This window comes from Plantibacter sp. MPB07 (genome assembly GCF_046619465.1).
In the GTDB taxonomy this organism is placed as follows: Bacteria; Actinomycetota; Actinomycetes; order Actinomycetales; family Microbacteriaceae; genus Plantibacter; species Plantibacter auratus.
In genome coordinates this window covers 3,717,123-3,740,555 of the sequence record NZ_CP177043.1, presented here as the reverse complement: position 1 = coordinate 3,740,555, position 23,433 = coordinate 3,717,123, and the positions used below count along the sequence as shown (strand labels likewise).

26 protein-coding genes are annotated in these 23,433 nt (G+C 70.3%); 16 read left to right on the top strand and 10 right to left on the bottom strand.

The genetic code is table 11. The annotated features are described in order from the left end of the window. Positions 1-7 precede the first annotated feature (7 nt). The 3 genes from hpaD to ACLIME_RS17475 all read left to right on the top strand — a co-directional run bounded on the left by hpaD (position 8) and on the right by ACLIME_RS17475 (position 3,016). Positions 8-1,147, top strand: a complete 1,140-nt coding sequence (gene hpaD / locus ACLIME_RS17485) for a 3,4-dihydroxyphenylacetate 2,3-dioxygenase (RefSeq protein WP_411557743.1) — start codon at positions 8-10, stop codon at positions 1,145-1,147. A 119-nt stretch (positions 1,148-1,266) separates the two neighbouring features. Continuing rightward, a complete protein-coding gene (locus tag ACLIME_RS17480; RefSeq protein WP_411557742.1) occupies positions 1,267-1,704 on the top strand; it encodes an HIT family protein in 438 nt (145 codons plus the stop codon). Between the two features lie 100 nt (positions 1,705-1,804). Next, on the top strand, positions 1,805-3,016 hold the full coding sequence (locus ACLIME_RS17475) for a GNAT family N-acetyltransferase (protein WP_411557741.1): 1,212 nt from the start codon (positions 1,805-1,807) through the stop codon (positions 3,014-3,016). Positions 3,017-3,032: 16 nt separating this feature from the next. On the opposite strand, the gene ACLIME_RS17470 is transcribed toward ACLIME_RS17475, so the two are convergent. Continuing rightward, positions 3,033-3,611: a TetR/AcrR family transcriptional regulator gene (locus tag ACLIME_RS17470; protein WP_411557740.1), complete on the bottom strand. Its 579-nt coding sequence runs from the start codon at positions 3,609-3,611 to the stop codon at positions 3,033-3,035. A 46-nt stretch (positions 3,612-3,657) separates the two neighbouring features. Here ACLIME_RS17470 and ACLIME_RS17465 point away from each other — a divergent pair, with 46 nt between their 5' ends. The 5 genes from ACLIME_RS17465 (at position 3,658) to ACLIME_RS17445 (ending at position 9,901) form a co-directional block, all read left to right on the top strand. Beyond that, positions 3,658-4,854, top strand: coding sequence for a DUF418 domain-containing protein (locus ACLIME_RS17465; RefSeq protein WP_411557739.1), 1,197 nt, complete (start codon positions 3,658-3,660; stop codon positions 4,852-4,854). A 4-nt stretch (positions 4,855-4,858) separates the two neighbouring features. Continuing rightward, positions 4,859-6,256 carry an alpha/beta fold hydrolase gene (locus tag ACLIME_RS17460; RefSeq protein WP_411557738.1) on the top strand — a complete coding sequence of 466 codons (1,398 nt, stop codon included), beginning with the start codon at positions 4,859-4,861 and terminating at the stop codon, positions 6,254-6,256. A 155-nt stretch (positions 6,257-6,411) separates the two neighbouring features. Further along, positions 6,412-7,647, top strand: coding sequence for an MFS transporter (locus tag ACLIME_RS17455; RefSeq protein ID WP_411557737.1), 1,236 nt, complete (start codon positions 6,412-6,414; stop codon positions 7,645-7,647). A 25-nt stretch (positions 7,648-7,672) separates the two neighbouring features. Beyond that, positions 7,673-8,278, top strand: coding sequence for a class I SAM-dependent methyltransferase (locus ACLIME_RS17450; protein ID WP_411557736.1), 606 nt, complete (start codon positions 7,673-7,675; stop codon positions 8,276-8,278). 159 nt (positions 8,279-8,437) lie between these two features. Next, positions 8,438-9,901 (top strand): FAD-dependent monooxygenase, encoded by a 1,464-nt coding sequence (locus tag ACLIME_RS17445; RefSeq protein WP_411557735.1) that lies wholly within the window; start codon positions 8,438-8,440, stop codon positions 9,899-9,901. 62 nt (positions 9,902-9,963) lie between these two features. Here the strand turns inward: ACLIME_RS17445 and ACLIME_RS17440 are convergent, their stop codons facing one another. Continuing rightward, the gene (locus ACLIME_RS17440; RefSeq protein WP_124768512.1) at positions 9,964-10,947 is read right to left on the bottom strand and encodes an alpha/beta fold hydrolase; all 984 of its coding nucleotides are present in this window, start codon (positions 10,945-10,947) and stop codon (positions 9,964-9,966) included. A 129-nt stretch (positions 10,948-11,076) separates the two neighbouring features. On the opposite strand from ACLIME_RS17440, the gene ACLIME_RS17435 reads away from it, so the two are divergent. After that, on the top strand, positions 11,077-12,285 hold the full coding sequence (locus tag ACLIME_RS17435) for an FAD-dependent monooxygenase (protein WP_411557734.1): 1,209 nt from the start codon (positions 11,077-11,079) through the stop codon (positions 12,283-12,285). Then, positions 12,282-13,043, top strand: a complete 762-nt coding sequence (locus tag ACLIME_RS17430; protein WP_411557733.1) for a YqjF family protein — start codon at positions 12,282-12,284, stop codon at positions 13,041-13,043. Before ACLIME_RS17435 ends, ACLIME_RS17430 begins: the two co-directional genes overlap by 4 nt. A gap of 8 nt (positions 13,044-13,051) precedes the next feature. Here the strand turns inward: ACLIME_RS17430 and ACLIME_RS17425 are convergent, their stop codons facing one another. Continuing rightward, positions 13,052-13,537 (bottom strand): SRPBCC family protein, encoded by a 486-nt coding sequence (locus tag ACLIME_RS17425; RefSeq protein WP_411557732.1) that lies wholly within the window; start codon positions 13,535-13,537, stop codon positions 13,052-13,054. Between the two features lie 57 nt (positions 13,538-13,594). On the opposite strand from ACLIME_RS17425, the gene ACLIME_RS17420 reads away from it, so the two are divergent. Then, the gene (locus ACLIME_RS17420; RefSeq protein ID WP_411557731.1) at positions 13,595-14,140 is read left to right on the top strand and encodes a TetR/AcrR family transcriptional regulator; all 546 of its coding nucleotides are present in this window, start codon (positions 13,595-13,597) and stop codon (positions 14,138-14,140) included. Between the two features lie 93 nt (positions 14,141-14,233). After that, positions 14,234-15,274 carry a medium chain dehydrogenase/reductase family protein gene (locus ACLIME_RS17415; RefSeq protein WP_411557730.1) on the top strand — a complete coding sequence of 347 codons (1,041 nt, stop codon included), beginning with the start codon at positions 14,234-14,236 and terminating at the stop codon, positions 15,272-15,274. A gap of 68 nt (positions 15,275-15,342) precedes the next feature. Here ACLIME_RS17415 and ACLIME_RS17410 read toward each other — a convergent pair whose 3' ends face one another. Together ACLIME_RS17410 and ACLIME_RS17405 are read right to left on the bottom strand one after the other, a co-directional pair. Then, positions 15,343-16,041, bottom strand: coding sequence for a Pr6Pr family membrane protein (locus ACLIME_RS17410; protein ID WP_240043966.1), 699 nt, complete (start codon positions 16,039-16,041; stop codon positions 15,343-15,345). A 59-nt stretch (positions 16,042-16,100) separates the two neighbouring features. Next, the gene (locus tag ACLIME_RS17405; protein WP_411557729.1) at positions 16,101-16,574 is read right to left on the bottom strand and encodes a DUF2000 domain-containing protein; all 474 of its coding nucleotides are present in this window, start codon (positions 16,572-16,574) and stop codon (positions 16,101-16,103) included. Positions 16,575-16,680: 106 nt separating this feature from the next. Between ACLIME_RS17405 and ACLIME_RS17400 the strand changes: the two genes are divergently transcribed. After that, a complete protein-coding gene (locus ACLIME_RS17400; RefSeq protein ID WP_411557728.1) occupies positions 16,681-17,145 on the top strand; it encodes an Lrp/AsnC family transcriptional regulator in 465 nt (154 codons plus the stop codon). A 17-nt stretch (positions 17,146-17,162) separates the two neighbouring features. Here the strand turns inward: ACLIME_RS17400 and ACLIME_RS17395 are convergent, their stop codons facing one another. Together ACLIME_RS17395 and ACLIME_RS17390 are read right to left on the bottom strand one after the other, a co-directional pair. Then, on the bottom strand, positions 17,163-17,795 hold the full coding sequence (locus tag ACLIME_RS17395) for an alpha/beta hydrolase (protein WP_124768504.1): 633 nt from the start codon (positions 17,793-17,795) through the stop codon (positions 17,163-17,165). Further along, on the bottom strand, positions 17,792-18,706 hold the full coding sequence (locus ACLIME_RS17390) for a VOC family protein (RefSeq protein ID WP_124768503.1): 915 nt from the start codon (positions 18,704-18,706) through the stop codon (positions 17,792-17,794). Before ACLIME_RS17390 ends, ACLIME_RS17395 begins: the two co-directional genes overlap by 4 nt. Positions 18,707-18,873: 167 nt before the next feature. Here ACLIME_RS17390 and ACLIME_RS17385 point away from each other — a divergent pair, with 167 nt between their 5' ends. Genes ACLIME_RS17385 through ACLIME_RS17375 form a run of 3 tightly spaced genes read left to right on the top strand, consistent with a single transcriptional unit; the run spans position 18,874 to position 20,634 of the window. Next, entirely contained in the window at positions 18,874-19,329 is a 456-nt protein-coding gene (locus ACLIME_RS17385) for a phage holin family protein (protein WP_071261765.1), read from the top strand. Continuing rightward, entirely contained in the window at positions 19,326-19,568 is a 243-nt protein-coding gene (locus ACLIME_RS17380; RefSeq protein ID WP_064297084.1) for a DUF3618 domain-containing protein, read from the top strand. Before ACLIME_RS17385 ends, ACLIME_RS17380 begins: the two co-directional genes overlap by 4 nt. Then, complete coding sequence (locus ACLIME_RS17375) at positions 19,561-20,634, top strand: YihY/virulence factor BrkB family protein (protein WP_411557727.1); 1,074 nt, start codon at positions 19,561-19,563, stop codon at positions 20,632-20,634. The genes ACLIME_RS17380 and ACLIME_RS17375 overlap by 8 nt, the downstream gene beginning before the upstream one ends. Positions 20,635-20,729: 95 nt before the next feature. Here ACLIME_RS17375 and ACLIME_RS17370 read toward each other — a convergent pair whose 3' ends face one another. The 3 genes from ACLIME_RS17370 to ACLIME_RS17360 form a co-directional block, all read right to left on the bottom strand. Further along, the gene (locus tag ACLIME_RS17370) at positions 20,730-21,626 is read right to left on the bottom strand and encodes an SDR family oxidoreductase (protein ID WP_411557726.1); all 897 of its coding nucleotides are present in this window, start codon (positions 21,624-21,626) and stop codon (positions 20,730-20,732) included. A gap of 62 nt (positions 21,627-21,688) precedes the next feature. After that, complete coding sequence (locus tag ACLIME_RS17365) at positions 21,689-22,489, bottom strand: SDR family NAD(P)-dependent oxidoreductase (protein ID WP_411557725.1); 801 nt, start codon at positions 22,487-22,489, stop codon at positions 21,689-21,691. A gap of 1 nt (position 22,490) precedes the next feature. Then, the gene (locus ACLIME_RS17360) at positions 22,491-23,408 is read right to left on the bottom strand and encodes an SMP-30/gluconolactonase/LRE family protein (RefSeq protein ID WP_411557724.1); all 918 of its coding nucleotides are present in this window, start codon (positions 23,406-23,408) and stop codon (positions 22,491-22,493) included. Positions 23,409-23,433: the final 25 nt, after the last annotated feature.

Below are 23,433 nucleotides of genomic sequence, written 5' to 3'. Positions count from 1 at the left end.
GCAGATCATGTCGAACCCCATCACCCCGTCATCGGCCGAGCCCGTCGTGACCGCCGCCGACCCGATCCCGACGCCGGTGAACCGCATCCCGACGCCCGCCGCCACCCCGCCCGACATCCTCCGCTGCGCCTACATGGAGATCGTCGTCACGGATCTCGCCGCGAGCCGGAAGTTCTACGTCGACGTCCTCGACCTCGTGGTCACGGAGGAGGACGAGCACACCGTCTACCTGCGGAGCTTCGAGGAGTTCATCCACCACAACCTCGTGCTGCGGCAGGGTCCGGTGGCGGCGGTCGCGGCGTTCAGCTACCGGGTGCGGAGCCCCGAGGACCTCGACCGCGCGGTCGCCTTCTACACGGAGCTCGGGTGCCGGGTGGAGCGTCGTGCCGAGGGGTATGTGAAGGGCATCGGCGACTCGGTGCGCGTCGAGGATCCGCTCGGGTTCCCCTACGAGTTCTTCTACGACGTGGAGCACGTCGAGCGGTTGGCGTGGCGCTACGACCTGTACACGCCGGGCGCGCTCGTGCGGCTCGACCACTTCAACCAGGTGACGCCCGACGTGCCGCGCGCGGTCGCGTACATGGAAGACCTCGGGTTCCGGGTCACCGAGGACATCCAGGACGAGGCCGGGACGACGTACGCGGCCTGGATGCGCCGGAAGCCGACGGTGCACGACACCGCGATGACGGGTGGCGACGGACCGCGCATGCACCACGTGGCGTTCGCGACGCACGAGAAGCACAACATCATCGCGATCTGCGACAAGCTCGGCGCACTGCGGATGTCGGACGTCATCGAGCGCGGCCCTGGCCGGCACGGCGTCTCGAACGCGTTCTACCTGTACATCCGCGACCCCGACGGCCACCGGATCGAGATCTACACCCAGGACTACTACACCGGCGACCCCGACAACCCGGTGGTCACGTGGGACGTGCACGACAACCAGCGGCGCGACTGGTGGGGCAACGCCGTCGTGCCGAGTTGGTACACGGACGCGTCGCTCGTGCTCGACCTCGACGGCGAGCCGAAGCCGGTCGTCTCTCGAACCGACGATTCCGAACTCGAGGTCACCATCGGTGCCGACGGCTTCTCCTACACCCGCAAGGGCGACGAAGCGCAGGGCTTCAAGCTCGGCAACACGCTCTAGGCCTCGGTTCGATCGCCCATCTTTGGGCGACGCAGTGTTCGCTCGCCCAAACATGGGCGAACGAACCCTCTCCGGGGACACACGTCCGTGAGAAGGCACGGTCGGTTAGGGTCAGCTCCATGAACGCGGACGACGCTTGTGACTTCTGCACGAACATCGCTGAGGGCACGTTCGACGTGGTCGCTCGGGCAACCGGTGTCATCGCTGTCCTCGACCGGCACCCGATCAATCGTGGCCATGTGCTCGTCCTGCCGACACGCCACGCAGCGGATCTCGCGGCGCTGCATCAGGAGGAGATTACCGAGATGGCTGTCGTCGCCCAGCGCGCGGACCGAGCGATCCGAAACGTCTTCGGAGACGCCGTCGAAGGGACGAATCTGTTGATGTCGAACGGCGCGGCCGCAGACCAGGGCGTGCTCCATGCCCATCTCCACGTCATCCCGCGTGCCACCGGCGACGGCTATGAATTCCGTGAGGACGCGAGCCGTTATCCACTCGTCCCGCTGGACGCAGCTGAACGCGCCGCCCTGAGCACGGAACTCGACTCGCCGGGCTGACGCACTGAGTTGAGTCGAACGGTCGCACGCTCGCCGCTCATGCGACGATCTGCCTCACTTCGCGGGCTCGATGCCGCGCGCACTTCCCTATGCTGGCTGGATGATGAGCCCGGTCGGCTACACCTCGTTCACCGGATCCGCACCCGACGAGGTGTGGGGTGAGGTGACGCAGCTGTTCGTCGCGGCGTTCACCGCCGAGCCCTACAACGAGGACGCGATCGACCTCTCGACCATCCGGCAGTGGGGCCCGGAGCATCTCGGCCACCGCGGCGGACGCCTCGTCATCGCCACGGTCGACGGCCGGGTCGTGGGCTTCGCGCTCGCCCACGGCCTCGACGCCGACCCGGCCTGGCTCGGCATCCTGGCGCAGCTGGCCGACTCCAGCAGCACCGCGTCGGCTGCCCTCGCGCGTCCGGCGGACGCCGTCGTCGTCCACGAACTCGCCGTCGCTGAGGATCAGCGCGGACGTGGGATCGCCCGCGGCTGCCTGGCCGCTGTCCTGCAGGACCGGACGGAGACACAGACCTTCATCGGCGTCTACGAGCGCGCGACCGAGGCTGCAGCGATGTACCGCAGCTGGGGACTCAGTGAGCTCGGCCGGGTACCGATGCCCGGCGACGCGATCGCCCTCCGCGTCCTGACCGCGCCCACGACCGAGCTGGTTTCGCGCCTGCGACCCACCAACCCCGAGTCGGCACGGATGATCCGGCGGACGCTCTGGCTCAGCCCCTGGGAGTGGGATTGTTGCGGCGGGCCGTTGGAAACCGGCCAACGGGCGACCTTCTCCGTCTGGCCCGTCGACGATGGACAGCGGACCTGGCTGACCGAGGCGATCGGGGCGGATCTGACGGCGCGGATCGACGGTGTCGAGATGCACCACGAGGAGGACCCCGCACCGGAGCGGCTGACGGGCAGACTGGCGAAGCTGTCGAGGGTGTCGATACCCTCGCGCCGCATCCACACCAAGCGACCACCGCTCCCGCCCGGAGTCTCTTCCGCCCCGGCTCGCTTCTTCGGCCCGCCGGACAGCCTGTGGTTCGCGGAGATGCGACCCTCCGCGTACGTCACCCACCACGAGACCGTCCCCGGACCGCCCGTCGTCGAGGCGACACTGCGGATCCCACTCACGCGCGGCATCGATCACCCCGACGCCCAAGCAGGGGCAGAGGCAGCGGCGGCCGCGGCACGCGCAGCGGCGCGGGCGGCGGAGGCTGCCGCTCGAGCGGCGCAGACGACGGACCCGCCGCCACCGGGCGAGGTCGAGCCCCGGCTGGTCGGCTATCTCGTCGAGCTCGAACTGGACGTCGACTGAGCCGGACCGGCGTGGCTCAGTCCGCTCGCCCCAAGCCCCGCAGCGTCGCGTCGATCAGCCGTTCGGCGCGCTCCGGCGTCATCCGGTACGACTGCTCCGCCGCTCGCGCGACCGCGATGCCGTCGAGCACCGCGAGCAGGAGCGCCGCATCGTCCGCGGCCAGGCCGTCTTCCGGGAACGCGGCGACGAGCAGCCGCAGGAGGACCTCCTCGGTGCGGGCCCAGTCAGCGGCGTGGATCGCGCGCACCTCGGTCTCGGTGCTCGCCCGAGCGGCGAAGGCGACCCAGACGATCCCGTCGGTCAGGTCATCACCCTCGATGCAGGCGATCTCACGACAGAAGATCCGAAGTCGCTCCTCCTCGGAGTTCACCGCCTCGAGCCGCGCTGCCACGCGCCGACGGAACCGCTCGTTGACCTCGGTCATGGCCGCGACGACCAGTCGATCCTTCGTCGGGAAGTGATGCTGGACCGCGCCGATGGAGACACCGGCCTCGCTCGCGACCGTGCGGATGGTCAGCGCATCGGCACCGCGCGACGCCATGATCCGCAGCAGTGCATCGAGGATCCGATCCCTGTTCGTGTCCTGCTCGGTCATCGCCTCCGCTTTCGCCATCGCCCACTCGACAGGGTACGGTCTTCACATGACCAATACGAGCGTATTGCCGCCATCACCGCCGACCTCCCGACGCATCGCCGCACTCGACGTGGTCCGCGGACTCGCGATCCTCGGCACGCTCGGCACGAACATCTGGGTGTTCTCGCACCCCTGGGGTCTGCTCGGGATGCTCTCGGCCCCGGTGACGCCGGAGACCGGCCCCGCCGCGGGCACGATCCAGCTCACCCTCATGGCGCTCACGCAGGGTAAGTTCCTCGCCCTCCTGACCCTGATGTTCGGCGCGGGACTCGCGATCCAGCACGCCACTGCACGCCGACGCGAGCAGCGCTGGCCGGGCCGGTACCTGTGGCGCGCCACCCTGCTCCTCATCGACGGTGCCGTGAACTACGTCCTCATCGCGGAGTTCGACGTCCTCATGGGCTATGCGGTCACCGGCGCCATCGTCGCCTGGCTCCTGCTCACCAGGCCCCGCGCCCAGCGCACCATGATCGCCGTCTTCGGCGCGCTGCACGTCCTCCTCATCAGCGCGATCGTCGCGTTCATCGCCACGACGCCGGCGGCATCGGGCGACCTCCCGCTCCCCGCCGGATCGAGCCCCTACGCCACGGAATCGTTCCTCGGCCTGGCGGTCTTCCGGCTCGACAACATGGGGGTGTTCCGCGCGGAGCCCGTGCTGATCGGATTCCTCACGCTCGCGATGTTCCTCGCCGGCGCACACCTCTTCCAGGCCGGGGTCTTCGGCGAGACCGGTGGTCGACTCCGACGCCGCCTGATGATCATCGGGGCGTGCGCACTGCCGGTCGACCTGCTGCTGGGCATCGCCGGAGGCACCGCGGGGCTCCTCGCCGAACGCTACCTGGCCGCACCCCTCGTGGCGCTCGGGATCCTCGGCGCCACCGTCGAGCTCTGTCGTCGCTTCGGCACCGACGGCTGGATCGCCTCACGCCTCCGCGAACTCGGCAAGGTCGCCTTGAGCGCTTACCTGCTCCAAAACCTCCTCGGTGGCGCGATCTTCTACGGCTGGGGCTTCGGGCTGGCGGAACTCACCGCTCCCTGGCGTGTCCCGGTCACCGTCGCCGCGTTCGTCGTCATCGCCGCGCTCGTGACCGGCTTCGCCCACCTCTGGCTCCGACGGTTCGCACTCGGCCCCGTCGAATGGCTCTGGAAACGCGGTGCGGAGCTCGGGACGAAGCAGCCGGAGGGCCGACCCTCGCTACGGTGAGACCATGACCACCGTGCACCTGACCGGCCAGTTGATCTGCGCGACACCGACCGACGTGGCGACCGTGGAGACCCATCTGCCGGAGCATGTCGCGCTCACCCGCGCCGAACCGGGGTGCGTGTCGTTCGAGGTGACGCCGACGGACGACCCGCTCGTCTGGGACGTCGCCGAGGTCTTCGAGGACGACGAGTCGTTCGCGGCACACCAGGCCCGCGTCGCGTCCAGCGAGTGGGGCCGCGCGACCGCGGGCATCGAACGCCGCTACCAGGTGACCCGGTCGCCAGCGGGCCGGACCGTCATGGACGTCAGCGACGACGACCTCGCCGACCTCCGCCGCAGACTCCACGACACCCGCTGGCCTGACCGGTGGCCGACCGCCGGTTGGGAAGCCGGCACCGACCAGGACGAGCTACGGCGGCTCGTCACGTACTGGGCGGACGACTTCGACTGGGCGGCACAGCAGCGGGACATCAACGCCCTGCCGTGGCACCGGGCGGAGATCGATGGAGCCACCATCGCCTACCTCCGGTTCGACGCCGAGGCTCCAGGCGGGATCCCGATCGTCCTCACGAACGGCTGGCCGAGCACCGCCCTCGAACTGGTCGGACTCGCCAGGCGCCTCGCGACGCCGTCCCACTTCGGCGGAGACCCGGCGAGCGCCGTCACCGTCATCGTGCCCGCGCTGCCCGGACTGCCGTTCTCGCCGCAACGGCCGACCTTCGACGACCAGACGCACAAGCTGTGGCACACGCTGATGCACGATCACCTCGGCTTCGCCCGGTACGCCGCCCATGGAGGCGACCTCGGGGCCGGGATCACCTCTCGGCTCGCGCAGGCGCATCCCGAGGCGGTCGCCGGCATCCACCTCCTCGCGGTCGCCGCGCCGCTCGAGGTCGACGCCGAGACGCTCACCGAGGAGGAGCAGGCGCATCTCGCCCGGGTCGAGGCCTGGGACGCCGAGGAGGGCGCGTATGAGCATCAGCACCACACGCGTCCACTCACGCTCGCTCCCGCGCTGTCCGACTCCCCTGTCGGCCTGCTCTCGTGGATCCTCGAGAAGCATCGGGCCTGGAGCGATTGCGGCGGCGACGTCTCGTCCCGGTTCAGCGACGACTACCTCGCGACACTCGCCTCCGTCTACTGGTTCACGAACGCGATCGGCACCTCGCTCCGCCCGTACTACGAGTCCGCGACCGGGATCACGACGCGCGTCGACCGGGTCGAGGTGCCGACCGCGGTCGCGCTCTTCCCGCACGACCTGGCGAGCCCGCCGCGCAGCTGGGCCGAGCGGAGCTACGACGTGCGACGGTTCACGACCATGCCCCGAGGCGGCCACTTCGCCCCGCACGAGGAGCCCGAGCTCCTCGCGGACGACATCCGGGCGTTCCTGACGACGCTGTAGCGGACGACAGCACGGCGCTCGTCGTTGCCGATAGGCTGCCCCTCATGTCTCCAGTTCGTGATTGATCGGCCCGTGCGTCGTCCCCGACGCTCATCGTCCCGATCCTGATCACCCCGCGCGCCGTCGAGCGCGCCCGTTTCACTGGAGTTATTCCCATGTCGTCCATCCGGACAGCGCGTTATCTCGACGTGCTCGCACTTCCCCATGTCCCGCTGACCTTCGGGTCCGCTCTCGTCGGCAGATCCGCCTACGCGCTGGTGCTGCTTCCCCTGCTCTACGCGGTCTCCGAGGCGACGGGTTCGATCGCCCTCGCCGGTGTCGCGGTGGCCGTCTACGGCGCCACGGCGAGCCTCCTCGCACCGCTTCGAGCCTGGTTCATCGACCGCCACGGCGCGCGTCGCGTCCTGGCCATCCTGGTCCTCGTCTTCGGTGGCGCCATCGCGGGCCTGGCCGTCGCGTCGCTCACCGCCGCTCCCGGGGCGCTGTTGATCACGCTCGCGGGACTGGCGGGCGCGTTCGCTCCCCCACTCGGGCCGACGATGCGAGTCGCCTGGGGTCGACTCACGCCAGACGGCGAACTCCTGCGCAAGGCACTCAGCCTGGATGCGGTCATCGAGGAACTCCTCTACCTCGCGGGACCCGCGGCGGCCGGGTTGGCCCTCGCCGTCATCGCCCCGGGGACGGCGCTCCTCGTGCCCGCCGGGTTCGTCCTCATCGGCGGACTCCTCTTCGTGAGCACCTCGACCGTCGGCAGCATGGCCCCGCAGGATCGCAGCGTCCCCCGGCAGGACCGTGGGCGGTCACTCCTACTCGACGCCCGCTTCGTCGCCATACTCCTGCCGGTGCTGGTCGCCGGGGCGGTCTCGGGCACGATCAGTGTCGCCGTACCGGTCGTGCTCGCGGAATACGGTGGTGCGGCCGCCGCGGGCATCGCCCTCGGACTCTTCGCCGGCGGGAGCGCCCTCGGCGGGCTGCTGTACGGGGCGCTCTCGGTCCCGGGGTCGGCCGTCCGCCAGTTGGTCGCACTCGCGGGGGCGCTCCTCGTCTCGGCCTCGCTCATCGCCGCGGTGTCCGGCTTCCTCGCCGTCAGCGTCGTCCTCGCGGTCGCCGGGCTGTTCTTCTCGCCGATCATGATCGTCTCCTACGTCGCCGCGCACACAGCCGGTGGGCGCTACCAGCAGAACGCCGCGACGACCTGGGTGAACACGGGACACAACATCGGTGCGGCAGCGGGCAGTGCGATCGCCGGCGTCCTCATCGAGGCGGCCGGTGCACCCACCGCGGTCGTCGGCATCTGTGCGGCGGCAGCCGTCGTCGTCCTCGTCGCGGCGACGCTCGCCAGGCTCACGCCGGGTGAGTCGTCCACCGGGGACGACTCACCGCGAACGTGATCGGGCCTATCGATACGGTGAGAGCATGCGCACCGTCCGAGACGCCTATGCCCGTCGGTCCGCCGAGTACGCGACGCTGCTGGGCACGATGGCGTCAGTGCACCCGTCGGACCGGCAGCTCGTGACCTCCTGGGCCGACCGGATCGCCGGTCCCGCGCTGGACGCCGGCTGCGGCCCGGGCCATTGGACGGCGTACCTCGCCTCGCGCGGGCTCGACATCCGTGGCATCGATCTGGTCCCCGAGTTCATCGCGCATGCCCGCGCCGGGCACCCGGAGACCCGGTTCGACCTCGGCAGCCTCGACGCCCTCGACGCCGAGACCGGATCGGTGGGCGGCGTCCTCGCCTGGTACTCGCTGATCCACCACCGTCCCGACACGATCGAGACACCGCTCGCGGAGTTCGGACGCGTGCTCCGACCGGGCGGCGAACTGCTGGTCGGCTGCTTCGAGGGTCCGGCGGTCGAGGCGTTCGACCACGCCGTGGTGACGGCCTATCGTTGGCCGGTCATGGAGCTGGCCGAGCGGGTGCGTCGGGCGGGCTTCGAGGTCGTCGAGACGCACACCAGGACGAGCCTCGACCAGCGGCCCCACGGCGCGGTCCTGGCCCGGCGAGCCGACGCGGTGAGGTGAGGTGGTTCGTCGCCCGGCCCGAGGCGGAGCGACGATCCGCCGCATCTCACTGCCGCTGCATTTCCAGAGTATGCCGGGCACCGGGGCTTGCCGCAAGACCCCCTCCGGCCTCCAGAATGGGTGGCCGCGGTCGCCTCCGACCGCGAGAACGGGGTCCTCATGCATGACGTCATCATCAGCGGTGGCGGCCCGACCGGCATGATGCTGGCAGCCGAACTCCGGCTCCACGGCGTCGACGTCCTCGTCCTCGAGCGGGACGCCGAGCCGAACCCTGCCGTGCGGTCGTTGGGCCTCCACCCGCGGAGCATCGAGATCCTCGACCAGCGCGGCATCCTCGACCGGTTCCTCGCCGAGGGCACGCGGTACCCGGGCGCCGCCGGTCACTTCGCCGGGATCGTCCCGCCGCGACCCGTACCGCTCGACACCGCGCACGACTACATCCTCGGTCTCCCGCAGCCGGTCACCGATCGGCTGTTGACCGAACGCGCGCTCGAGCTCGGTGCCGAGTTGCGTCGCGGGAACGGACTCGTCGGCCTCGAACAGGACGATGACGGCGTCCCCGTCGAGCTGGACGACGGTGAGCGCCTGCGGGCACGGTGGCTCGTCGGATGCGACGGCGGGCGGAGCACCGTCCGGAAGATCCTCGGCATCGGCTTCCCAGGCGAGCCCGCGCAGACCGAGTGGATCCTCGGGGAGATCCAGGTCACCCTCCCGGCCGACGAGGTCGCCGCCATCGCCGACGAGGTCCGGAAGACGCACCGTGGCTTCGGGATCGGACCGGTGTCCGACGGGTTCTTCCGCGCGGTGGCGCCCGCCGACGCCCCCGCCGACGAACGCCTGGCGACTCCGACGATCCAGGAGTTCCGGGCCCGGCTCGAGCGCTTCGCCGCGACCGACTTCGGCGCACATTCCCCGCGCTGGCTGTCGCGCTTCACCGATGCGACGAGACTCGCCGAGCGCTACCGGGTCGGCCGCGTGCTGATCGCTGGCGACGCCGCCCACGTGCACCCGCCCCTCGGCGGGCAGGGCCTCAACCTCGGGGTCCAGGACGCGTTCAACCTCGGATGGAAGCTGGCCGCCGAGCTCGCCGGGTGGGCACCGGCCGACCTCCTCGACACCTACGCGACCGAGCGCCGCCCGGTCGCCGACGACGTCCTCACGCTCACCCGAGCACAGAGCGTCCTCCTGTCCCCCGACCCCGGCCCGCAGGCGGTGCGTCGGCTGTTCTCGGACCTGATGCGGTTCGACGACGTGGCCCGTTTCCTGGGCGAGCGGATCGCGTCCACCGGCATCCGATACGACGTCGGAGGTCCCGGCGCAGCGGTGGACGACGGCTCTGACGACGGGTCGCTGCTCGGTCGACGGCTCCACGACCTCCCCCTGGCCGACGGCGGGCGCTTGTTCACCCTCCTCCACGAGGGTCGCGGACTCCTGCTCGACCCGACCGGTGAGCACACCGTCACCGGCTGGGCGGACCGCGTCGACCGGGTCGCCACCACGACCCCGGAGCTCGCGGCCACGGCGGCCCTCCTGCGCCCGGATGGTCACGTGGTCTGGCTGGCCGACGGGCGGGAGCCGCTCAAGCCGGCCCTCCGGCGCTGGTTCGGCGAGCCGACACGGTGAGGTGAGGCGGTTCGTCGCCCGGCCCGAGGCTCAGCGACGATCCGCCGCATCTCAGCGAGCGCTCAGTCGTGGTCGATGGAGGCGACCGCGTCGGCCACCTGCGACTTCCCCTCGGCCACGCGGTCGTCGTCGTCGGTGACGATCCCGATCGTCTCCTCGATCCGACCTCCGACGGCCTGGATGATGGCCGCGGGCTGCGGTGCCTCCGGTTCCTTGTCGTCGCTCCCGTCCGAGTCCTCGGGGTAGACCTGGAGTCGGTCGTCGTCGCCGTCCGCCACCGTGCGCCTGGCGTGGTCGACGCAGAGCTTCGCGACCTCCTCGGCGTGCGCGTACATGACGGAGTGCGCTGCGCCGGGGATCTCCCAGAGGCGTGAGGAGGGCAGGAGTTCTCCGACCCGCTCCACCCACTCGCGCGGTGCGACGGCGTCGTACTCGCCACGGATGACGAGCGTGTGCGCCTGCACCTTCGGCAGGGCCTCCTCGATCGGGTAGGTCAGCATCTCCGGCAGGACCCGCGAGAACCATTTGAACCCGCAGAAGACGTAGGCGCTGACGGCGAGCACCTTCACCGTGAGCGGTTCGTGCCAACTCGACTGCAGGAACCGGACCGCCTGGGTGAGCACCCGCCGCTGACCGGGCACGACGACTGGCCCGATGAGGATGAGGGTCGACAACTCGGGGCGACGGGAGACGAGGTCGCTGACCACCTGACTGCCCATCGAGTGGCCGACGATGATCGGGTCCTTGAGATCGAGTTCGTCGATGACCCGACCGACGAGGTCCGCATACTCGCGGATCGTGAGCGTCGACGAGGGGTGCGGCACCCCGCCGAAGCCGGGGAGGTCGAGTGCGTGCACCGGCCCGAACTCGTTGAGGTGCGGCGCGAGGCGCTCGAAGTACGTGGACGAGACACCGATGCCGGGGATGAGGATGAAGGAGCGATCGCCGCTGGATCCCACGGAGTTGACCCGGACGTACACGTCGCCGTCGTAGACGCGATCGACCCGCACACTCCGCTTGCGACGCTTGCGTTCGATCCTCGACATGCCCCCAGCGTACAAGCGGGCGACGCCTGCACCGCCGGAGCTGTCAACCATGCGGGATTCGGATCGGCGAGCGCGATGATGGAGGCGACCGGAGCGGCATTCCGACGCTCCCCGAGAGGTGGCACCACGATGACCGTTCCCCGCGTCCTGATCTCCGGAGCCAGCATCGCCGGCCCCGGCCTGGCGTTCTGGCTGAACCGCTACGGCTGGGAGACGACGGTCGTCGAGCGCGCGCCGGCGTTCCGCGACGGCGGCCAGAACATCGACGTGCGGGGCGCTGCTCGCGAGGTCCTGCGACGCGCTGGCCTCGAGGAAGCGGCACGCGAGGCGACCACCGGCGAGCGCGGCACCCGGTTCGTCGGTGACGCCGGTGAGACGATCGCCGAGTTCCCGGTGTCGGACTCCGAGACCGACGGCGCGACCGCCGAGGTCGAGATCCTCCGTGGCGACCTGGCCCGCATCTTCATCGACGCGACGGACGGCACCACCAGCTATCGGTACGGCGACCACATCACCGGGCTCGACAACGACGGCGAACGGGTCCTCGTGTCATTCGCGCATGGAGCTGACGAGGCGTTCGACCTCGTGATCGCGGCGGACGGCATCCGATCGTCGACGCGTGAGCTGGCCTTCCCCGGCGAGGCGGTGACCCGGTCCCTCGGGCTCGAGATGACGTACCTCACCATTCCGCGCGACGACGCCGACGTGCCGTGGTGGCAGTGGTACTCGGGCGTCGGCGGCCGCAGCGTCACGCTCCGACCCGACCGGCACGGCACCACCCGGGCCGTCCTCACGGAGGTCACGTCCGACCGCGGCGACGGCGTCGTCCCCGCGCGCCGCGACCTCGACGCGCAGCGACGGCATCTCAGGAACCGGTTCGTCGGACTCCCCTGGCAGGCGAACCGGATCCTCGAGCACCTCGACGACAGCGACGACGTCTACTACGAGTCCATCGGCCAGGTCCGGACGCCCCGCTGGGCATCCGGACGGGTCGCACTGCTCGGTGACGCGGCCTGGTGCGCGTCGCCCGTCAGCGGCATGGGGACGAGCCTGTCGATCGTCGGCGCCTACGTGCTGGCCGGTGAGCTGGCTGCGCACGTGCACCACCGGGACGCCTTCCGCGGGTACGAACGCATCATGCGCCCGTACGCGGAGCAGGCCCAGTCGCTGCCGCCGGGTACACCGCAGCTCGCCAACCCGACCTCGAAAGCCGGCGTCGCGGCGTTCCGCACCGCACTCCGCGTGGCCGGCTCGAAGCCGGCGAAGCTCGTCGGTGCGCAGTTGTTCTCCCCGCCGGCCGACAAGATCGACCTGCCCGAGTACGAGCACCTGGCATGACGACCTCCACCGGCAAGCCCGCTGCGATCTCCGTGACCGCACCGGCACTGTCCGGCCCGGTGGTCGCCGCGCAGGAATGGCGGGACCTGGCGTTCGTCCACTGGCGCGTCCCGGCGAGCGCCGTCGCGCCACTGCTCCCGCCCGGGGTGGTCCCCGACGTCTTCGACGGTTCCACCTGGGTCGGGCTGATCGCCTTCCAGTTGGGCGACGCCCGCATCGGTCCGCTGCCGCCGTCGCCCATCGGCGGCTCCTTCACCGAGGTGAACGTCCGGTTGTACGGGGTCGACAGCGAGGGGCGTCGCGGCGTCGTGTTCCGGTCGCTGGAGGCGTCGAGCCTGCCGGCGGTCCTCGCGGCTCGCGCGATGTTCGGCCTGCCCTACCAGTGGGCGCGGACCGCGCAGCGACCGACGGACGACGGCTGGGAGTACGCGTCGCGGCGGATCACGACGTCGCCGACGACACGAGGTCCGGGCTTCCAGCTCGGCGTCGATGTCGACCGCGCGACGACCGTCGACGACGAGCTGTCGCAGTTCCTGACGGCGCGGTGGGGGCTCTTCCAGAGCCGCTTCGGTCGGACGCAGTGGTTGCCGAACGAGCACGAACCCTGGGTGCTCCACCCGGCGCACGTCACCTCGTTGCGCGACCAGCTCTGCGCGGCGGCGGGCCTCCCGGGTGTCGTCGAGCACGAGCCCGACTCGGTGCTCTTCAGCCCCGGCGTGACCGCCCGATTCGGCATCGGCTCGTTCCTCGCCCGCTGAGTGGCGGATCAGTCCGCTGCAGCGACCGCGGAGAGCACGGCGGGATCCTCACAGCCGCGCGCGAAGCCTCGGATGCGGCGGTCGATGTCGCGCTGCAGGACGATCGCACCGATGCGCTCGGCGATCGGCGCCAGCCACCGCGGCTTGCACGTGAAGTTGTAGCGCCAGACGGCGAGGGTGCGCTGGTCGTCGCCCTCCACCGGGCTGAAGCGCCAGCCGCCGGCGAGCCGCTCGAAGAACCATGAGCCCTTCGTCATCTTCATACCGACGTTGGTCGGCGGGTGGTACGACACGTACTCGCTGACCATCCGGAACCCGAACCGCTGGACGGTGAAGGTGCGGACGCCCTTGGCGGCCTCCTTCGCGCCGTCGAGGAAGTACTGCCTCCGGATGAACGGATCCCAGCGCATCCGGGTCTCGCCGGTGGTCTGGGAGATCGCGAACGCGACGTCGGGCGGGACGGGCACGGTGCAGCGGGATTCGACGACGGGCATGCCCCATCCTGACACGGGTGCTTGACGGGTATCGCTTGTTCGTGTTCAATCAGTCACATGAGCCGATCGACCGCCGAGGACCAACGCGTCCGCACCATCGCGAGTGCGGTGGATGTCTTCTCGATCGCCGGTTACCGCGCCACCCCCGTCGCGGACGTCGCTGCGGCGGCCAAGATCTCCCCCGCCTACGTCTTCCGCCTGTTCGACGGCAAACTCGGCCTCTTCGTCGCCGCGGTCGAGCACTGCTACGAGCAGGTCGCGAACGCGATGTCCGCAGCCGTCGAGGACCACCCGGAGTGGAGCCCGGACGACAAGCTCGACGCGATGACCCAGGCGTACATCGAGCTCATCCGCGACCGCAGTCTCATCGCCCTCCAGGTGCACGCACAGAGCGCCTGCGACGTCCCCGAGATCCAGGAGGCGGTCCGCTCCGGGCTCGCACTCGTGGTGCGCGTCATGTCCCGCGACTCCGGGGCGGACGCCGGCGCCGTCCAACGCAGTCTCGCCTACGGGCAGCTCTGTCACCTCGTCGTGCAGGCGGGTCTCGGCGACGTCGACGCCGACTGGGCGCGCGTCGTCGACCACGGCATCCGGCACGACTGATCGACTCAGAGCCACCGACCGCACCTGCTGTTTTTCGTACCCACAGTTGTGACTGTTCAGTCACACACAACCATCACGAGATCGGAACACATCATGCACACCACACCATCCGCGACCACCACCCAGGTCGTCCTGCCGGGTCTCGTCGAGCCGGCCGGCCTCGAACTGGCCACCGTGCCGACGCCGACTCCCGACGCCGGCCAGCTTCTGGTCGAGATGGAGGCCACCGGGGTCTCCTTCGCCGAGCAGTCGATGCGCAAGGGCCGGTACTTCGGCCAACCGGCGTTCCCGTTCGTCCCGGGATACGACCTCGTCGGACGGGTGCTCGAGGTCGGCACCGGAGGTGACCCGACCCTCATCGGCAAACGGGTCGCGACCCTGACCAAGACGGGTGCCTGGGCGACCCACGCCGTCGTGCCCGCGCGCGACAGCATCCTCGTGCCGGACGGGGTGAGCTCAGAGGACGCCGAGACGGTCGTCGTGAACGGCGTCACCGCGTGGCAGATGCTGCATCGCGCTGCGCGGGTCCAGCCGGGCGAGACCATCCTGTTGTTCGGTGCGAACGGGGGCGTCGGCGGAATCCTCATCCAGCTGGCGCGACTCCACGGCGTCCGGGTCATCGGTGCGGCGTCGCCCCGGCATCACGAGGCACTCCGCGCGGCGGGCGTCATCCCCGTCGACTACGCGGACCCCGAGCTCGGGGCACGGGTTCGCGAGCTGGCGCCGAACGGGGTCGACGCCGTCTTCGACAACGTCGGCGGCGAGACGACCCGCACGGCCTTCGGGCTCCTCGCCCGCGGCGGCACGCTCGTGACCTACTCGATCATCACCACGATGGGCGGCTCCGGCAGCCTGATCGCCCCCTTCGTCACCGCCATCGGGCAGGCTCTCGTGTGGAGCGCCCTCCCGAACGGCCGGAGCGCGACCTTCTACGACCTGTGGGCCGGGCACCGGTTCCGCCCGGCGCGCTTCCGCCGCCACCTGGAGGCCGACCTCGGTGAGGTCTTCCGGCTCCTCGAGCACGGCGACATCACCGCCAACATCGCCGCCCGGTTCCCCCTCACCGAGATCGTCGCCGCCATGGAACTCGCCGAGTCGCGGACGCTCAACGGGAAGGTGGTTCTGCACCCGTGAGCCGGGCCGCAGGCCGAGGTGAGGCAGATGGTCGCCCGGAACACCGCCGGGCGACCAGGTGCCTCACCTCAGCGGCGGAGCGCGGCCGGCAGCACCCGGTCGACGAGCTTGAGCAGCACGGCGAAGACGATCGCGACCACGAGCACCATGAGCGCGTTCCGGACGGCACCGTCGAAGCCGAGCTGCGTCGCATCGAGGAAGGGGTAGGGGTACCAGCCGGTGATACCGCCACGGATGAAGGTGAAGACCACCCAGGCGAGCGGCCAGAGGAACGCCCAGGCGACGGTGCTCCAGGTGAAGCGCGGACGCGGACCGAACACGAGCCAGGCGCCGAGCGTGAGCCACGGGGACAGGTAGTGGAACCCGATCGTGATGACGAGCGCCCACCCCGTGAGGTTCACCTGCGGCGCCAGCACCACCGCGTACACGATGCCGGTGATGACGATGCTGAGCAGGGCGTCGAGCCGCGCGACCCGCCAGAGCCGACCGTCACGCAGGGGGTCGATCGCCAGTAGGACGGACACCGCGAGCACGATGAGGTTGCTGAGGATCGTGAACGCACTGAAGATGCGAGCGAAGCGGGTCGCCAGTCCGACGGACATGTCCACGCCGCCCGAGCGGGCGTCGGCGCCGCCGGTGATGACGAGGACGATCTGGATGACGAGCGAGATCGCGATGATCACGGCGATCAGGAGGTACATCACGCGGCTGGCGGTGACGACGGCTGCGGACGGCGCGACCTGCGGGGGATGGACGGTGGTGCTCACCCGCCAACCCTAGCCAGCCCGCCGCACCCCACCTCCCTCAAGCCCTGACGCGTGCGCTTTCAGGCCAGCAGCGGCAGTCGCCCGACGATCCGGTCCACCCGGTTGCGCGGCCCGACCAGCGCGACGGCCAGCGGGGCGAGTGCGTCCGGCGCGGTCGCCGCCACTACTTCGAGATACTCGTCGTAGACCCGGGTGAGCTGGGCTGCTTCCGGCATGTCGACGACGAGCACGCCGTCCGAGCCCGCCGCCTTGGCCCGGATCGCCGCCAGTTGCTCAGCCGGAGCGGACAACACGCTGCACCCGGCCCACGGCAGTCCGGGATGAGCCGAGCCGTCGGCATCGAGGGCGTCCGGCCCGAGGAGTCCCTGCACGCGGGCTCCGATCGCCGCAGCGACGCAGGCCGCCGCATTCGCGGCTCGACCGGCCGGGAGGTCCTGCTGCACGACGACGACCCATTTCAGCCGGGCGGACCGCGTGGGCGCCGCCGTGTCGATCTCCTCCGGCGCGAAGCCGACGAGCTGTTGTTCCGTCATCTCTCTCCCTGATGTCGTACGTGAATCGACCATCAGGCTATGTCGAGCGGCACCACAACAAATTCAACCCCGTACATCGTCCGGACGAACTGGCACAATCGACCGCATGGACGAACTTGATGCGGCGATCCTGCGCGAACTGCAGCGCGACGCACGGCGCACCAACCGGGACATCGCTGCCGCGGTCGGCGTCTCGCCCACCACCGCGCTCGACCGGACCCGCGGCCTGTACCGCCGCGGCGTCATCCGCGGCGCGCGACTCGACGTCGATCTGCCGTCGCTCGGTCGCTCGGTCCAGGCGCTCATCGCGATCCGGATCCGACCGCCGTCGCGCGTCAACATCGACGCGTTCCGCAGCTGGGCGATCACCCTCCCCGAGACCATCGGCGTCTTCGTCGTCTCCGGGAACGAGGACTTCCTGCTCCAGGTCGCCGTCACCGACAACGACGCGCTCTACGCCTTCGTCATCGACAAGCTCACCGAGCGCGAGGAGGTCGCGGACGTCCGGACGAGCGTCGTCTACGAGCATGTGCGACCGCAGGTGGTGATGCCCGCGGAGGCGACGACCTGAGCGACTGTGGCGACAGATCAGCCGACGTGCTCGCCGAGGAACCCACGGACGTCGTCGATCTCGGCCTGGTCGATCCCGTGGGCGAGGCCCGGGTAGGTGCGCTCGGTGAGGGTCGTGTGCAGCGGCAACCACGCTGCGGCGCGCGCGACGGCCGGCGCGGCGATGACGCGGTCCTCGAGACCCCGTCCCCAGAACACCGCGGGTTTCGTCGCTGCCAGCATCTCGTCGCCGGGCTGCGGCGCACTCAGCACGAACCCGGCGAGGATGACCGGCGCCACGACCCGCTCGGGTCGCGTGCGCAGCAGCTGCGAGGCCATGAAGCCGCCCTGCGAGAAGCCGATGGGCACGACGCGCGCCTCGGCCGACACGTGCTCGTCGATCCAGCCCCAGACGGCGTCCGTGGCGCGGGCGATCGGCTCCGGGTCCGGGTTGCCCGGCGTCGTGATCTCGAACCAGGCCGCGCCACCGTGGCCCATCTCGAGCGGCGCGCGCAGCGACACCCAGGGCATGCCGAGCGCGAGCGGCCCGACGAGACCGGTGAGGTCGTGCTCGTTGGAGCCGTAGCCGTGGAGGAGCACCGCGACGACGGGAGCGGACGACGCGGCGTCGGCCCAGTCGGCGGAACGGACGTCGCGCAGTGCGGTGGTCATCGGGACAGCAGCTCCTCGGTCGACAGGTCGGGCAGGGCCACGGTCACGCGGGTCCCCCACGGGTCGGAGACGGTCACGGAACGACCGTCCGCGTCGAAGGGGATCGCGCGGGCGCGCAGCCTCGCGGCCAGCGTATCGAGGTTCGCGAGGTCGGGGACGGTGATCGACACGTCGCCGAGGCCGAGGGCGGCCGCGCGAGGACCGGCGCCCTGGCTGTTCCAGACGTTCATCGCGATGTGGTGGTGGTACCCGCCGGCGGAGGCGAAGATCGCGCCGGGGTACTCGGTCTGCGTCGTCTCGAATCCGAGGGCGTCGACGTAGAAGGCTCGGGCGGTCTGGAGGTCTCCGACCTGCAGGTGCACGTGCCCGACGGCACCGGCCAACGAGGGCCCGGCGCCGAGGGCGTCCTCCGTGAGGTGCCGCTGCAGGTAGGCGTTCGGGTCGAGGTAGGTGGTGGTCATGGCGATCTGGTCGCCCGAGCGCACCCAGCTGCTGCGCGGGCGGTCCGTGTACAGCTCGACGCCGTTCCCCTCCGGGTCGGTGAAGTAGAACGCCTCGCTCACGAAGTGGTCGCTCGACCCGACGAACTGTCCGCGGGGGTCCTGCGCGGCCCGATAGACCGTCGCCGAGAGGCTCGACTCGTCCTCGAACAGGAACGCCGTGTGGAACAGGCCGGCCTGCCGCCGGTCGACGGCCGGCAGGTCTGGCGTGTGCACGAGCCGCACGAGCGGGGTGTCGCCACGACCGAGCACCCGGTGCACCTCGCGGTCGCGGCTGCGCTCCTCGAGCGGCTCCATCGCGAAGGCGTTGGCGTAGTAACCGGACATGAGGTCGAGGTCGCCGACGCGGAGCGTGACCGCGCCCATCGACGTCTCCGGGGCGAGCAGACGCTCGTCGAGCACAGCGGACATTCGGTCTCCGATCGGGTGATGGGGTCGGTACAGGCTACCCCGTTTACTTGTAGATGTAACCAATTGAGTGTCGCCGTATTCCGCGATCGGCCGACACGCCTGTCAAGCCCTTGTCTCGCGCGCGAGAGGGGTGTGGGCTGGAGGACCACAACGAGAAGAGTGCTCACATGACCGATGCCAGCAGCGCGGCCGACCGCAGACGGAGTCGCCGCGGACTTCCTCCCATGAAGACCCTCCTCACCGACCTCCGCGAGGACGTCGTCCGCCTCGTCACGGGCGAGATCGCCCTGTTCAAGGCAGAGATGACGAAGAAGGCCAAGGACCTCGGGATCGGCGCGGGAATGCTCGTCGTCGCCCTGGTGCTCGTGCTCTTCGGCTTCGGGACGCTCATCGCGGCAGCCGTCCTCGGACTCGCCACCGTGCTCCCCGCCTGGCTCGCCGCCCTCATCGTCGGCGTCGTCCTCATCCTCGTCGCCGGGATCCTGGCGCTCGTCGGCGTCAAGAAGCTCAAGGCCGGCGCGAAGCCTGTCCCCGAGCGCAGTGTCGAAGCCCTCACCGGCGACCACCTCGCGGAGCACCAGCAGCACGACTCGAAGCACGACACCAAGGAGGCCGCAGCATGAGCGACCAGGATCTCGCCCGCCCCACTCCCCCCGAGGGCGCCGGTCTGAACACCCTGCAGCTCGACGTCGAGCAGACGCGTGAGCACCTCGCGCAGACGCTCGACCTCCTCTTCCAGAAGTTCGACGTCCGCACCGCCGTGGCGTACCACCTGCGCACCACCGCCATCGTCGTCGCCTCGGTCGCGGTCGTCGGTGCCGGTGTCCTGCTGTGGCGTGCGAACCGAGGGCACCGTGTCTGAACCAACCAAGGAGGACCGTCTCGAGCGCAGCACGCCGGACGATCCGCGGAACCGCGATGCGGACCACGCGGAAGAGACGATGAACCCCCAGCGCGTCCCCCTCCCCTGGGGCTACGTCCTGAAGCGGACGCTGCACTCCTTCACCTCGAACCAGTGCACCGACCTCGCCGCGGGGCTCACCTACTTCGCGATCCTGTCGCTCTTCCCGGCGGTCCTGGCGCTCGTCTCGATCCTCGGCCTCTTCGGACAGAGCCGCAGCGGCACCGACGCCCTCCTCGAGATCGTCGGCAACCTCGCCCCGGGCGACAGCCTCGGCTTCCTGACCGACGCGGTGAACCAGTTCGTCGAGTCACCGGCGATCGGCTTCGCCCTCATCGCCGGTATCGCCGGTGCCGTGTGGTCGGCATCCGGCTACGTGGGCGGCTTCGGTCGCGCGCTCAACCGTATGTACGGGGTCGAGGAGGGTCGCAAGATCTGGTCGCTGCGTCCGACGCAGCTCGGCGTGACCCTCGTCGTCCTGCTCGTCATCTCGGTGATCGCCCTCGCACTCATCGTGTCCGGCCCGGTCGCGCAGGCCATCGGACAGGCGGTCGGTCTCGGTGAGACGGGCCTCACGGTCTGGTCGATCGCGAAGTGGCCGGTCATGGCCGCCGCGCTCGTCTTCGTCATCGCCGTGCTGTATTCAGCGACGCCGAACATCAAGCCGGAGAAGTTCCGTTGGATCAGCATCGGTGCGCTCACCGCACTGCTGATCCTGCTCATCGCCTCGGTCGGGTTCGGCTTCTACATCGCCAACTTCAGCAACTACGACGCCACCTACGGCTCGCTCGCCGGCATCATCATCTTCCTGCTGTGGATCTGGATCGCGAACCTCGCACTGCTGTTCGGTGCCCAGCTCGACATCGAGATCCAGCGTGGCCGCCAGCTCGCCTCGGGTGTCGCCGCGGAGCAGGAGCTGCAGTTGCCCCTGCGGTCGGACGCCGCGATCAAGGCGCTCGCCGACCGCGACGCGAAGGACGCCCTCGAGGGCCGTCGCGTCCGACGTGCAGCGGACCGCACGGACTGACCCAAACAGCCCGCGAACTGTCAGAAGAAGCTAGTCGGACGGCGTCTGACTAGCCGGAACTGACAGTTCGCGGGCTGCTGTGGGGTGGGACGGGGTTACGGCGTGGGCATACCGCCGTTGACGTTCAGGGTCTCGCCGAGCACGTAGCTCGACTCGGCTGAGGCCAGGAACACGTAGGCGGGAGCGAGCTCCGCCGGCTGGCCCATGCGGCCGAGCGGGGTGTCCTCGCCGAACTCGGCGATCTTCTCCTGCGGCTGTCCGTCGGAGACCTGGAGCGGCGTCCAGATCGGGCCGGGAGCGACCGCGTTGACGCGGATGCCCTTGGGCGCGAGCTGCTGCGCCAGCGCCTTCGTGAAGGCGTTGATGGTCGCCTTCGTGGACGCGTAGTCGACGAGGATGTCCGACGGCGAGTACGCCTGGATCGACGTCGTGTTGATGATGGACGAACCGGCCGGGAGGTGCGGCAGGGCGGCCTTCGTGATCCAGAACATCGCGTAGACGTTGGTCTTGAAGGTGTCGTCGAACTGCTCGTCCGTCAGGGTGGTGAGGTCCTCGTTGAACTTCTGCTTGCCGCCGTTGTTCACCAGGATGTCGAGGCCGCCGAGGCCCTCGACCGCGCGCTCCACGAGGTCGCGGCAGTAGGCCGGGTCGCGGAGGTCGCCGGGCAGGGTGAGCACGGTCGCACCGGCGTCCTGCAGGATGCCGGCGATGCGCTGCGCGTCCTCCTCCTCCTCGGGAAGGTAGGACAGCGCGACGGAAGCGCCCTCGCGGGCGAAGGCGATCGCGGTCGCCGCGCCGATGCCGGAGTCGCCACCCGTGATGAGCGCCTTGCGGCCGGTGAGCCTGCCGGAGCCGCGGTAGCTCTTCTCGCCGAGGTCGGCCTTCGGGTCGAGCTCGGCGTCCAGCCCGGGCTCGGGCTGGTGCTGCTGCTCCGCCGTGATGTCGGCGTAGAGCTTGGACGGATCGGTGAAGGTGTACTGGTCGTCTGCCATGATGCGTTCCTTTCGTGCGGTGGTCTGGAGTGAGCGGTCCGGGTGGACCGGCCACGGGTCGGTCAGATGGTGGCGACGGAGCCCGCGTCGACGCGGTAGTTCGAACCGTTGACGAACGAGGCGCGGTCGGAGCAGAGGAAGGCGATGACGGCCGCGACCTCCTCCGGTTCGCCGCGTCGCTGGAGCTCCAGGTAGGGGCGCTCGTCCGCGAGGAAGGACTCGATGGCCTCCGCCGTGTCCGTCCCCCGCTGCTCGGCGCGTTTCGCCATCATCGCGTCGGTCATCGGCGTGTGGATGAAGGCCGGCGAGACGGCGTTCACGAGCAGACCCTCGGTGGCGTAGGAGCGGGACAGTCCCTTGGCGAGTGCCAGGATGCCGGCCTTCGCCGCGCAGTAGGGCAGTTCGTCGTCATAGGGCTGGACGGCGTCCTCGGAGGCGACGAACACGAGCCGACCCCAACCGCCCGTCCGCAGCGACGGCAGGAACTGGCGGACGAGCCGGGTGGGCCCGAGGAGGTCCGTCTCGATCGTCTGCGTCCAGCCCTCGTCGTCGATCTCGTGGAACAGGCCCTGCGCCCCGGTGACGCCGGCGGACTGCACGAGGATGTCGATGTCGCCGACCGCCTCCTGCACCCGGTCATGGAGCGTGGCGAGCTCGTCGACGCTCGTGATGTCGGCGGCGAAGGCGTGGAGCCTGCCGGCAGGGGCGTCGAGTTTCGCCGCGGCCGTGTCGAGTTCGTCCTGGTCGCGGTCGGTGATGACGACGGTGACGCCCTCCGCGAGGAGCAGGCGGGCCGTCGCCCACCCGATGCCGGAGTCGGCTCCGGTGATCAGGGCGGTGCGGTCGGTGATGCCGAGGTCCATGTCAGTCCTCCTGTCCGGTGGTGCCCGAGGTGGGGCGCGGCGCCGCGGCACGCGCTCCGTACACGCCGACCGGTCGTCCGGTGGCGAGGCCGTCGAAGCGGAAGATCGCGCCGCTCAGGGGGGCGCGCTCCAGCTGGTCCTCGTCGAGGCCCTCCCGGGCGGTACCGACGAAGAGCGTCGAGAGGTCCGGGCCGCCGAACGCGACGGACGTGACGTTGGGCACCGGGACCGCGAGGTGGTCCTCGACCGCGCCCTCGGGGCTCCAGCAGAGGACGGTGCCGGACCCGGAGACGCCGTTCCAGAACCGGCCGTCGGTGTCGAGGGCGAGGCCGTCCGAGTCGTAGTCCACGAGGAACGGCTCGAGCGGGCCGAGACGGCCGTCCTCGCCGTAGGAGGCCCGGTAGACGGTCTTCACCGCGGTGTCGGTCACGTAGACGGTGCGGCCGTCGTCCGACCACTCGAAGCCGTTGGTGACACCGAAGCCGCCGAGCAGCGTCCGCAGGCCGGTGTCGTCGAGGAGGTACAGCGCGGCATCGGACGTGTCGCCGGTCTCCTCCATCGAGCCGACGAGGAACCGTCCGAACGGGTCGACCTTCGCCTCGTTGCTCCGCATGCCGGGGTGGGCGTGGTCGAGCCGCGCGAGGGTCTCGGCGATGAGGCCGTCGTCGTCGAGCGTGACGATGCGATCGCCGAGCGCTGCGATGTAGCCGCCGGCCGCGCGGGGTTGGACGGCACTCACGGGCGGCGGGAGTTCGGTGACGCGGTCGTCACTGCCGTCGACGGCGCCGTCGAGGCGACCACGATGGAGGGTGCCCGCGGTGATGTCGACCCACACGACCTCGTCGGTGCGCGCGTCCCACCAGATGCTCTCGACGAGGATCGCGGGGGTGTCTCGGAAGACCTGTGGCTGTACATCCATCGCTGCAACGCTACGGACCGCAGGA